Source organism: Archangium sp. (assembly GCF_036389735.1).
Classification (GTDB): domain Bacteria; phylum Myxococcota; class Myxococcia; order Myxococcales; family Myxococcaceae; genus Archangium.
The window spans coordinates 1-11815 of sequence record NZ_DASVWK010000339.1 but is presented as its reverse complement, the minus strand read 5'-3'; the positions used below and the strand labels follow the sequence as shown (position 1 = coordinate 11815).

Annotated in this window: 9 protein-coding genes; 2 read left to right on the top strand and 7 right to left on the bottom strand. The window is 67.3% G+C overall.

Annotated features, from left to right (window positions below):
* A partial coding sequence (locus VF794_RS11915; protein WP_331109812.1) for a DUF2381 family protein occupies window positions 1–344 on the top strand: 344 nt, incomplete at its 5' end.
* Window positions 345–372: 28 nt separating this feature from the next.
* Here the strand turns inward: VF794_RS11915 and VF794_RS11910 are convergent.
* The 6 genes from VF794_RS11910 to VF794_RS11885 all read right to left on the bottom strand — a co-directional run bounded on the left by VF794_RS11910 (window position 373) and on the right by VF794_RS11885 (window position 9810).
* The gene (locus tag VF794_RS11910; protein WP_331109810.1) at window positions 373–1128 is read right to left on the bottom strand and encodes a DUF5953 family protein; all 756 of its coding nucleotides are present in this window, start codon (window positions 1126–1128) and stop codon (window positions 373–375) included.
* 1052 nt (window positions 1129–2180) lie between these two features.
* Window positions 2181–3275: a cyclase family protein gene (locus VF794_RS11905; RefSeq protein WP_331109809.1), complete on the bottom strand. Its 1095-nt coding sequence runs from the start codon at window positions 3273–3275 to the stop codon at window positions 2181–2183.
* Between the two features lie 87 nt (window positions 3276–3362).
* Window positions 3363–4124, bottom strand: coding sequence for a 2OG-Fe(II) oxygenase (locus VF794_RS11900; RefSeq protein ID WP_331109808.1), 762 nt, complete (start codon window positions 4122–4124; stop codon window positions 3363–3365).
* A gap of 27 nt (window positions 4125–4151) precedes the next feature.
* Entirely contained in the window at window positions 4152–7325 is a 3174-nt protein-coding gene (locus VF794_RS11895; RefSeq protein WP_331109806.1) for a fibrinogen-like YCDxxxxGGGW domain-containing protein, read from the bottom strand.
* A gap of 300 nt (window positions 7326–7625) precedes the next feature.
* Window positions 7626–9134 carry an amidophosphoribosyltransferase gene (purF, locus tag VF794_RS11890; protein WP_331109804.1) on the bottom strand — a complete coding sequence of 503 codons (1509 nt, stop codon included), beginning with the start codon at window positions 9132–9134 and terminating at the stop codon, window positions 7626–7628.
* Window positions 9135–9237: 103 nt separating this feature from the next.
* Entirely contained in the window at window positions 9238–9810 is a 573-nt protein-coding gene (locus VF794_RS11885; RefSeq protein WP_331109802.1) for a phosphoribosyltransferase family protein, read from the bottom strand.
* 510 nt (window positions 9811–10320) lie between these two features.
* Here VF794_RS11885 and VF794_RS11880 point away from each other — a divergent pair.
* Window positions 10321–10668 carry a hypothetical protein gene (locus VF794_RS11880; RefSeq protein WP_331109800.1) on the top strand — a complete coding sequence of 116 codons (348 nt, stop codon included), beginning with the start codon at window positions 10321–10323 and terminating at the stop codon, window positions 10666–10668.
* 138 nt (window positions 10669–10806) lie between these two features.
* Here VF794_RS11880 and VF794_RS11875 read toward each other — a convergent pair.
* Window positions 10807–11815: site-specific integrase (locus VF794_RS11875; protein WP_331109798.1), on the bottom strand; the 1009-nt coding region annotated here is incomplete at its 5' end.

Genomic DNA, 11815 nt, shown 5'->3' with positions numbered 1-11815 from the left:
ACGCGCTGCGGCTCGAAAAAGCCCGGAGCTACAGCTACACGCCCACGGGCGAGACCCACCCGACAAGCGTGGCTGTGCGGCTGCTCCTCAAGAACCCCGGCGTCGAGCCCTGGACGCTGGCGGGGGCGGCGCTGGTGGACTCGACAGGGGAAGAAGTGGAGCTGACCCGGTGGCAGGGCGCACCCATTCCCGCGAATGGGGCCGGTGCCGTCGTGGTGGGCATCAAGGGGGAGCGCGCGCAGCTCGGTTGCCCCTGTACGCTCAAGCTGTGGGAGTCACCCGGGCCGCGCACCGTCACCCTTGAGAACGTCACCTTCCCGGTGAGCCAGAAGGCGGCGCTCTGAGCACGGCCACCGCGAGCCGTGCCGAGTCTCAAGGGGCTGCGCGCCCGCCAATCTCCGGGAAGCGCTCGTAGGCCCGTTTGAGTGCGTCCAGGTGAGCGGGGTTGTCGAGATCGAGCGGTGCATCGGCGAGCTGCACGACCCACCCGCCCGTCGCGGTACGCCGTGAGCGTGACAGCAGCTCCGCGTCGCGGGCCGGGTCCGGAAACCCGATGGCTTCCGCGGCAGCGGGCGACCAGTAGTTCAGCCACCCGAGGAACCAGGGAATCTTAGGCGCGGGGAGCTTCTCTGGCAGGTTGAGCATGGGAAGCCCACGGGGTGAACACTCTGGTCCATGAGGCGAGCGGCGAAACTGCTGCGCGACTTCCGAGCCGTGACCATACGGCGACGCGTGCCCCCAGAACGAGCGCGCCCCCTCCGCCACGCCCTCAAGCAAAGCCGCCGCTGCCGCGATCACGGGCTCGTCCAGTGGCAGTTCTGCATGCACTTCAGACAGGGACTGACCGCCTGGGCTGAGGAGTCCAGGTCTTCCCCTCCCGTTGACCGTCACGGGGTAACTCTCGTCCCCGTTGCACAGAAGAGGGAATCTCCCGTCCTGCGTCCTTTCCGCGAGCCACGCATCGCGCTGCGGCAATGCGATGGGGCGCCCGCCATCTGAGAGCCGCCACTCCAGGCGCAAGCCGGGGAGCGCCTTTTCCATTCCATGGACGCTATCGAGCGCGCGGCGGTCGTTGCCCACAAGCGCAGGCGCGTAGACGATGAGGGTGAGGGCTTTACGCCTGGTCATCGGTTGCACCCCGTGACGACGACGTTAAGCGAGGAATCCGCTTCGAGCAGCGCGTCTTTGTGCGCTTGGGTATTCGCACCTGCCACGGCGCTCTCGCTCAGCGATGTCGCTTGGCCCCACGGGAGGGAAATCCGGTCCTTTGGGCTCCGGCTTGGGCCTTTTTTTCGGCGAGGGTTTCTGCGGGGCGGGCGCTGTTTCAGGCACGGGCCGCGTTTCAGGCGCGGGCCTTACTACCTGGGGACGGCCCCTCTTCTCCGCGTAGGTATCCAACGCCTCTTTGATGGCGAAGCCCACCACCACCACGCCCGCGACGATCACCGCCCCCACGACGATCTCCGGTGCCGCCAGCACGCAGACACCGAGCCCCACGGCAGCGGCACCCGCTGAGGCGACCGCACATCGACCCGTGGTGTCATGAAATTCGATCCGCTCATGGTCGAGGGCATGAAAGCACCGCTCCGCCAGCACGGGCCAGGGCTCGGAAGCCTCCTGTACGGCGCAACGCCCCCCGTCCGTCCAGGGCAGCGTCGCCGTTCGCTGGAGGTTGGCGAGCCTCGGGTCTCGGGCCGCTGGCTCTCTCAAGCTGGGCGCTGATGTAGCGCAGGCTGAGACATAGAGCAGAAGTGCGATGCACGCTCGGAGACGCATGGCCGGGTCGGTCCTCCAATGCGGGGTTGTCCGGAGCATGCCAGCGCGCTCCGACAGCGACGAACGAGCACACGAGGGGCGCGGCCCGCTGTGCCCTGCCGCAGTAGCCCCGGTACAGGACCACGGCAGTGGGAGCGAGCCGTACGTTCAGGACGGCCCCGGGAGCGGTGAGCCACACAGCCCGGGATGGCCTAACGGCGGGAGGTGGGCAGCCCCCGCCATGTTGCACGTATGTCGCAGGAGCGTGCGGAATGGAGCGGAACGGGGCGGGACAGGAGGGGACGCGGCGGGATATCGATTCCCAAGCATTCCGGGCGGTTATGAGGTAAGGGCGCGATTCTGCTGGGAGTTTCGCACCGCCCGGCGCGGCTTCGATTCCCGCCGCCTTGAGTCGAACCCACTCTCTACTGGGGCGAGCCGTAAGCGACGGGCCGGATGGGCGATCCCGAACCCCCGCGCTCCCGAAGCGCCAGGACCATCGTGCAGGAGAGCCAGACCTTGTCCGTGGCCATCTTCGCCAGGCGCATGTTCTCGATCAGGTGCACGCCCACCTGGGACAGGGCGTAGTGGTGGGAGAAGAAGGGCAGCCCGGGCGGGGTGCCCGCCGGAGGCGGCGCCTGGCCCGACAGCTGGCCCGGGTTGACGGGATCGATGAAGGGCACGTCGAGGCCCACCGCGACGATGGCCTTGTCCCCGAGATACTTGATGGCGTCCACGGACAGGCCGGGACCCTGGCTGTAGTACGCGCCCGTCGTGTCCGGGTCCTGCCACAGCTCCTGCCAGCCGGTGTAGATGTAGACCGCGTCGCCCGGGAGGATGCCGCGCCAGCCCAGTCCCTGGGCCTGGATCATTCCCTGGATGTGCGCCGCGGTGATGCGCTGGCCGCCGGAGAGCCGGGTGCCACCCCCGACGAACGTGCGCGCATCCAGCAGCACGGCGCTGGTGACGATCGGGGGCATCTTCTCGATGCCCAGCTTGAGCAGGGGCGAGTCCGGGGTCGGCTTCACCTGCGCCTGGGTGTAGCCGCTGTAGTAGACGGCGTTCTGCGAGGGAATGGGGCCCGTCGCGGGATCCCAGATGCTGGGGAGGACGCCGAAGTGGCCCAGCGCGTCGATCTGCGTGCCCTGGCCCCCGGGCTCCCCGCTGATGGTCTCCCCGTTGACGGCATGCCGGGAGAAGGGCGGGCCGAAGGTCGGCTCGTAATCGTACTGGAGCGGGGCGGCGAAGGGCGACATCGGCATGGTTTCCGAGCGCACGTGGGACAGCTCGTACTCACGCGAGGTCGGATCCGCCAGATGCGGCACGCAGCGCAGGCGCGTACCATAGCCCTGCGTGTTGCCCATGCCGCGCTGGTCACCCGCGGGCCACGGGGGCCGTGGCACCGTCAACAGCGCCTGCTCGGCTTGCGTGAGCGTTCCCTCTCCGGGGGTGGTGGGTTCGGGATCGGCGGCGAAGGCATTGGCGGCAAAAAAGACCACGACGGCACTCAGGTGTCTCATCCAGGTGTCTCTCCTGCTCGGCCTGTATGGCCAGAACAGGCCCAGGGTATCAAAACCCCCTCGTCATTATCTGGGAAAGGTCCGCTCCTACGAGGAACGTGCTGGCGCCCAGATGGCGCTGTGGGCCTCCGGCGCGTCCGAGGACGCTTCCGCCGTATAGAAGTACGCCGCGACCGCGGCTCGACCCCGTCCCTCGGGACACTCCAGCGGGGCTGGGTGGCCATGCCAGTGGTCATCGCCATGAGCCATCACGACCAGCCGATCGAGGATCGGAGCGATTCGTGTCTCGCACCTGGAGAGGTCGGCATTCCACAACTCGAGATCTCCGCCCCAGGCGGGTTCCCAGTCGGGATTCAGGTAGTAGAGGACGGTGAGCCGCCGCGAGAGTGCACGGAAGCGATCGCGATTGAAGTCCGCGTGAAGCGCTAGATGGCCCCCCCGAAGCGTGAGATGCAGCCCGGCGCCCCGGAAATGAGGATCCGCGATGAGCCCCTGCACTCCAGTGAGTGTCTCCAGGAAATCGAGGAACGACATGCTCGAGAACTCCGAGAGCAGGTGTCGGAGCGCTCCGTGCACGCCCTCGAACGCCTTGCGCTGAAGCTGTCCCAGGCGCGCCGCCTGTTCCTGGTGATCTCGTCGCTTCCAGCTCGCCTCGGATGCGCCCGGGAAGACCCCTGCCAGTCCGGACGCGAGTCGCTCTCCCAGGAAGCCATCGATGACGACGTGAGGATAGGGCCGTGCGGCGCCGTAGGTCTCTCGATGGGCCAGCGCGAGCGAGCGGAGCGCCGTACGCGAGAGGAAGAAGCTCGGACCCAGCAACGGGCCTTCTTCGATGGTTGCGACGCTCATTGGGCCTCTCCTGTCTGGAGTCCTGGGTCATCGTACCCACATCTGATGGAAGGTGCGGGGACCGGGTCCGTTGGCGTAATCGTCACACTCCCACCGCCTTCCAACTCCAGCAATACCCCAATGATTGTTTCCCCATGCCCAGAATGGGAAATTGGTCGGCCTGTCTGGATCAGACACGGAGTAGGTATTGTCGGTGACCGTCGGCAGATAGGCCGTGTGGCCAGTAAGCTTCGTGAAGCCAGAGGTCCAATAGGATGCACTGTTACTCGCACTGGTGCCGCGGATGTATGCCAGCACGCCCTCATGACTGGTCTTGAAGTGGATCTTCCGCGAATGGAGGGATGTTTCACAATAGAAGCGGAGACTCGTAGGGTTCAAGACGTGAATCTGAGCAGCCGTGGCGTGGGCGTAATCACTTGTTGTGTTGAGAGGGAACACACCCGGGACAAGAGGTGCGGTGCCGTTGGCGGGGTGCTGATAGGAAAGCACCAGGGTCCAGCCTCCACCGTCGGTCGTCATGTCGCAATAGACCTGGAACGAGGGGTTACCGCCCGCGCCATCCGGGTCAAGCTTATACAGGCCACTGGGAAGATTCGGACGGGACTTCAGGAGGCTCGCGCAGTTGGAGCAGTCATTGATGGGGAGGGTGAAGGTCGTGGAGGTGCTCAGCCCGAGCGCGTTGACCACTGTCGCGGTGAGGGTGGGCTTGACCCCCGTGGCGCAGGAAGCGGGCGCCGTCCAGACCACCTCGCTTGTCTCCTCCTCCAGGGTGGGCGGGGAGAGCGTGCCGAGGCTGGCATTCCAGGAAAAGGATAGGCGGCCGCCTTGTGGGTCCATCCCCCGCACCCGGAAGGTGATGACGCCACTCCCCTCGGCGGCCGCGGACTGGAAGGTCTCCACCACACGGGGGGCAAGCGGGGTGGTGTTGGGCGGGGCGGTGGGGGCCTCGTTGTCGCCGAGGTTGTAGGTGTGCCCCAGGCCAAGCTGGCCCCAGGTGTTGCGGCCCCAGCAGCGCGTCTCGCCCGGGTACACCAGGGCACAGGTGTGCCCGGCGCCCGCGGCCACCTGGAAGGCGGTGGCACCGAGCGCCACGGTGGCCGAGGGCGGCGAGGACAGCGAGGTGTCATGGCCCTGGCCGAGCTGGCCGGACTCATTGCGACCCCAACACTTGAGGCCCCCGGGACTCAGGAGCGCGCAGGTGTGCTCGGCGCCGGTGGCCACCTGGAGCACCGTGCCCGCCACGCTCGTGCCCGCGCTGGCCGGCGACTCGTCATCCCCCACGCCGCGGGTGTGCCCGTAGCCCAGCTGGCCCCAGGCGTTGAGGCCCCAGCAGCGCACGGTGCCCGTCCCCAGCCGGGCACAGGTGTGCTGGCTGGTGCTGGAGGCGGCCAGCTGCACGACGGAGCCGCCGACATCCACGTTGCCCGCGCTGGCCGGCGACTCGTCATCCCCCACGCCGCGGGTGTGCCCGTAGCCCAGCTGGCCCTGGGCGTTGAGGCCCCAGCAGCGCACCGCGCCCGTCGCCAGCAGGGCGCAGGTGTGCCAGGCCCCTGCGACGAGCTCCCGGACGGTGCCGCCCAGGGTGAGGTCGCCCGCGCTGGCCGGCAGCTCGTCATCGCCGATGCCGCGGGTGTGGCCGTAGCCCAGCTGGCCATGGTTGTTGAGGCCCCAGCAGCGCACCGCGCCCGTCTCCATCAGGGCGCAGGTGTGCGCGGACCCGGCCACCAGGCGGGTCGCGGCCCCCCCCAGGCTGACGTAGCCCCCGCTGAAGGCGGACTCGTCATCGCCGATGCCGCGGGTGTGGCCGTAGCCCAGCTGGCCGGCGTGGTTGCGCCCCCAGCAGCGCACCATACCGAAGTCGAGCAGGGCGCAGGTGTGGTGTCCCCCGACGGCCAGCTGCTCCACCTTCTCGCTCAGTCGGAGGTTGCCGGCGGTGGCGGGCAGCTCGTCGTCGCCCAGTTGCTGGGTATTGCCGTAGCCGAGCTGGCCCCACGTGTTGCGCCCCCAACAGCGCACCGCGCCGCCGCTGAGCAGCAGGCAGGTGTGCCCCTCGCCTGCGCTCAGAGACAGCAGGCCGCTGTCCGCCATGGGGTCGTCGGGGAGCTGGCCGGGCTGGAGCAGGTAGTCGAGGGTGGTGGTGCCCCCATTGGCATCCGTCACCTTGAGCACCACGGTGCCCTGCACCGAGTCGTCGTAGTGCTGGAGGGTGGAGGGGTTGGCGCTGCTGGTGAAGACGGGCACCGGGTCGGGCGAGGTGCCGCTGCTCTGGGTGAAGCTCCAGGTGTACGTCCACGTCTCGGGCGGGCTGTCGTCGCTGACGCCCGCCTGGAAGAGGATGTCGCTCGTCCCCGCCGCCCGGTGGGCCGACAGGCTGTTGATGACCGGGTTGAAGAGCACCTTGAGGACGGTGTCCGCCACCCCGTCCGTCTTCCCAGGCGGCTTCACCTTCGTCTTGAAGGTGGTGAAGACGGAGTGGCCCGCGGCGTTCGTCACCTTCACCGAGTGCTCGAAGTCCGTCTCCTGTGTCACCTGGGGCGGCATGTACAGACTGACGAAGGTGCCCACAGGGGCCGCCAGCTTGAGGGGGCCGCTCGCCGGGTAGAAGGCGCCTCCCCCCGGGGCCGCTGAAAGCTCGTAGGTGAGCGTCTCTGCCGCGGTGGCCTCCACCAGGAATCCCACGTTGCCGCCCTGGCCGGACTCGAGCGCCGTTGGAAGGGAAATCCTGCGGAGGCGCGGCAGCACGATGCTCTGGCCGTTGTTGGCGGGGACCAGGGTGAGGGGAACGGTCTCGCCATCGCGGGAGAGGATCTGGTCCGTGTCTCCCGAGAAGAGCAGCACGCTGGAATCCGCGAAGGCCCTGGCGCTGAAGGTGAGGGCCCTTCCCCTGGGCAGGAAGGGAATGCTGCCCGACCACGCCCCGTCCGCCCGCGCCAGATTGAAGTTGACGAACAGGACATGGCCGGAGTCCCGCTCCTTCACGTCGATGACGATGCGCGAGACCTCCGCATAGGAGAGGGCCAGGGCGGTGACGCCGGAGGGCGAGAGGCTCTCCACGTCCCCGGCGCGGATGGAGAAGGAGGCGCTGGCGGACTCGGGCGGTGGGGGGCCGCCTTCCTGGGGGGTGCATCCGGTGGACAGGTGCACGAGCAACAGGAGGAGGGCGGTGGCCCCCAGGGTCCGAGACGGAGGCGGATGGCTCACGTGCCGCACTGAAGCAACGCCCGGGCCAGCACCCAAGCTCCTCAAATGACAGGGCTTGCTCCGGTGGGCAGGAGGCGGAGAGTTCAATTCTTGAACGCGCGAGAGCCCACTCCCAGCGTGTCATGCCTCTCAAACCCACGGAACCACTGGCTCTTCAAGCGGGCTCAAGTTCTGACCTGCCCAGGGCAGATTCTGAACCGGAAAATGGGCAGTCGCTCCACAAGCGCAGCCCGCGGCCGTTGGGGCATGCCGCCACGCGCCAGGCATTGATGGAGTTGCGCGAGCAGTACCGGGCCTTCGTCACGGTCTTCCGAGAGGCGTCGGCTCGCTGGAGGCGGGGGGATTTCTTGGCGGGTTTTCCTCTCTTCTCCTTCCCGCCACCCGTCGTGCCGCGGGGGGTCGCTCGAGTTCTTTGACACCCTGATGGAGGACACCCTCCCGGACTGGTTCGGGACCCATCGGGAGGGGCGTTTGGGTGCGGTACTTGCCAGAGAAGCAGGCCGTGCAGAAGGTCGACCGCTTCGGATCTCCTACCGCGGTGCCCAGCCCCTCCGGCGACAGGTAGCCCAGCGAGTCCGCCGTCACGTAGCGGGCGATCTCCTCCACGGAGTGGCTGGAGGCGATGAGCTCCTGCCGGCTCGGCGTATCGATGCCGTAGAAGCACGGCCAGCGCATGGGCGGCGAGGAGATGCGCAGGTGCACCTCCAGCGCTCCGGCGGCCTTGAGCATCTTCACGATCTTGTGGCTGGTGGTGCCGCGCACGATGGAGTCGTCCACCACCACCACGCGCTTGCCCTTGAGCACCTGGCGCACCGCGGACAACTTCAGCTTCACGCTGGAGTGGCGGATGGATTGCTGGGGCGCGATGAAGGTGCGGCCCACGTAGTGGCTGCGGATGAGGCCCACGTCGTACGGAATGCCGCTGGCCTGCGCGTAGCCGATGGCCGCGGGCACGCCCGAGTCCGGCACGGCGATGACCAGATCCGCCCCGGGCGCCGGCTGCTCCCTGGCCAACTGCCGGCCCATCTCCTTGCGCGTCTCATACACGCTGGTGCCGAAGAGCACCGAGTCCGGCCTGGCGAAGTACACGTGCTCGAAGATGCACCGGACCAGGCGCGTGGGCGGGAAGGGCTGGCTGACGCGCAGGCCGCCCTCGTCGATGACCACCATCTCGCCGGCCTCTATCTCCCGGATGAACTCCGCCTCGATGAGGTCCAACGCCGTCGTCTCGCTGGCCAGCACCCAGCTGTTCTTCAGCTTGCCGAGCACCAGCGGGCGGAAGCCGTTGGGGTCTCGCACCGCCACCAGCTTCTTGTCCGTGAGGAAGAGGATGCTGTAGGCGCCCTTCACCTTGGAGAGCGCCCCGACGAGCTTCTGCTCGAAGGTGCGCTCCTTGGCGCGAGCGATGAGGTGGATGACCACCTCGGTGTCCGAGTCCGACTGGAAGATGGCGCCGGTGGCCTCGAGCGCGGTGCGCAACTCCCGCGCGTTGACGATGTTGCCGTTGTGGGCCACGGCCATCTGGCCGCCCACGTACTCCACCGACAAGGGCTGGGCGTTCTTGAGGTGGCTGACGCCCGCGGTCGAGTAGCGCACGTGGCCGATGGCCGCGTTGCCCGGCAGCGTCTTGAGTACCGGCGCGGTGAAGATGTCGGCCACGAGCCCCATCTGGCGATGGGCCCGGAGGCCCTGGCCATCCGAGGCGACGATGCCCGCCGACTCCTGCCCGCGATGCTGCAAGGCATGCAGGCCCAGGTACGCCAGGACGGAAGCCTCAGGGTGATCTACGATTCCGAAGATGCCACACATCGCACGTTGCCTTTCCGCTCTGGAAGCGGGGCATGGAACAGGGTGAGAGGCTTCAGGTCCGCTCGCCGAAGATGGGACGGTTCCGTCAGCCTCCTCGACACATTCAGGATTGCTTCGGCACCACCCTGGCCCTTTGCGTCAGGGGATCAACCGTGATCTGGATGAGGGACTTCACCTCCAGGTTGAACCTGGAGCGGATGAGCTCGGCCCCTCGATTGCTGACCTTCTCGACCGCGACGAGCACCTCGACGACGGACGCTCCGGCCAACGATACGGCTTCGATGAGCGCGGCCAGGGTGCCGCCGGTGCTGATCGTGTCATCGATGATGACGACCCGATCTCCGGGGGAGATCCCATTCACGTAGAGCTTGCCGCTGAAGTACTCGGAATCGATCGAAGCCGTGAGTTCGTGATTCAGCTCGTAGCTGTACCAGCGGGCGACAGCGAGGGGGAGCTTCCTCTCGAGGCAGATCGCGGCTCCAAGAATGGCTCCTTTGTCCTCCTCGACCAGGATTTTGTCGGCGTCGAACAGGCCGAGTTCACACAGCCTGTCCCGCACCTCGACCAGTACCTCGGGCCGGAGCGCCGGCTGCTGGTCGGTAAACTCATTCACCGTCGTATAATGTTTGCCACTCTTGACCGCGGGCGCATTCTCATAAACTTGTTCCAGGAACATGGATTCCCCAACCTTGTGCATGCCGTTGTTCGTGGCGGTTTCACCACCGCCGCAAACAGAAAGACTCCTGGACGTGGACCTGTGACGCGGTTGCCGAGGAGCGGCAGTGCACGAGCCCCCGCAGGGCAAGCAGCCGCGGAGGGATGGGGAACAAACGGGCGAGCCCGCCGCCTGCGGCAGCCGCGAGGGCGGAGGCTGCGCAGGAGCTTCGCGCTGGACGTCTGCACCCGTGCCGGCGCCAGCATCGCCGCATTGATGGCCCTCATCTCGTCGGGCTGTCCTGGCTCACCAGCTCGCTGCCGTCGCACAGCATGTGCTCGATCCGAAGGGAAGAAGCGTCGTGGCGGAAGAGCCTCAAGAGGTGCCGTTCCCGTCAGCCTATTCCACTGTGGTTGAAGCAGGTGGATGCGGCGAGGTAGAGGACGGAGAATGCGCCTGACAGAAGAGGAATGTCTCCGCCGGTTCGGCTCGAGTCCCGCTCCCGAGCAGCTCGAGGATGTTCGCGCGGTCTTGGACGACGAGACGCAGCGGGAGCGCCAAGGGCAGGGCGGAGGAGACACGCAGGTCATGCGGCTGTGCTGCTTTCTGCTGTTTCGGACGGGGCTGCTCGAGGACGTGCCGAGAATCTGGCGGGCGAAGACCTCCAGCATGGATGCGGACGCATCGATCGACCTCCAACTCTTGTGTGGTGCGGGATTGGAGAGGGCGAAAAGGTATCTGCGGGAGCTCGGTTCCGACGAGGCGGAAGCCGCGTTGAGGCGTCTACTCACGAATGAGGTGTCCGGAGAGCTCGATGGCTTCTCCGTCGACGAGTACACGGCGTCCCAGGAGGCGTACTACGACGGAGACGAGGGGTAGCTCCCGCCGAGGTGTCAGTCAGACGATTCGTAGGGGCAGATCGGAGCGACGCTTTCGGCGGGGGTCGTGCTCACGACTTGAAGGCCAGCAGCTGGCGGCGGGTTCGATTCCCGCCGCCTCCCCTTTTTTACGCCGTGCTTACGGGTGGTTAGCAGCGTCCTCCATCCGTGTTGCACGTATGTCGCACGCGGGCGCAGAGGGCCGGTCGAGAACCCCGACCGCCTCTCTGCGCGTGTCCGGGCTCAGGTGGGCGTAGCGCTCCGTCATGTCGATGGTCGCGTGCCCCATCAGCTCCTTGATGACCGTCAGCGGTATCCCCCTCATGGCGAGGTGGCTGCCGTAGGTGTGCCGCAGGTCGTGCCAGCCGATGCGGCCCTGCTCGCGCGTGATGCCCGCCCGCTGGAGGGCCCGGCGCAGCGGCAGCTTGAGCAGCCCGTCAGTAAGCGGCCGACCGTCCTCCTGGCAGAACACGTAAGGGCCGCGCAGGTGCCGGTGTCCCTTGAGTGCGTCCACTGCCGAGCCGGGCAGCTCCACCGTCCGCTCGCGTCCGCCTTTGGGCAAGCCCGAGATGCCGCGCCAGATGGTACGGCGGACGTGCAGCTTGCCGCGCTGGAAGTCCACGTCGCCCCACTGGAGCCCGATCAGTTCCCCTTGCCGCAGCCCCGCCTTGAGCGCCACCAGCACCAGCGCTCGCCATTCCGGCTCGGCGGCGTTGAGCAGGCGTTCTGCCTCCTCGAAGGTGAGGAAATCAAAGGGCGGCTTCGGCAGCTTCGCGAAGAGCCTCACGCGCGGGGCCTGCTCTATGACCCGCTGCTCTTCCGCGACCGCCAGCAACTTGCTCAGTACCGTCAACGCGTTGTTGATGGTTTTGAGGCTCAGCGGCTTCGGTTCCTCGCCGCTGCGCTTGCGGAGGGCTGCCCGCGTGGGGGCCTCCTTCCGGGCGCGCGCTGCCGACTTCTTCTTGCGCATGGTAGCTTTGAAATCCTCAATCTCAGCCGGGCCAATGGCAGCCAGCGCCATTTCCCCGAAAAACGGCAGGATGTGAGCCTCTAGGATTTGGCTCTTGCTGACGACGCTGGAGTGCTTGTTGTTGTTCTCGCTGTAGGTGAGGAAGCGCGGGGCAAACTCCGCCAACGTCATAGGGCGC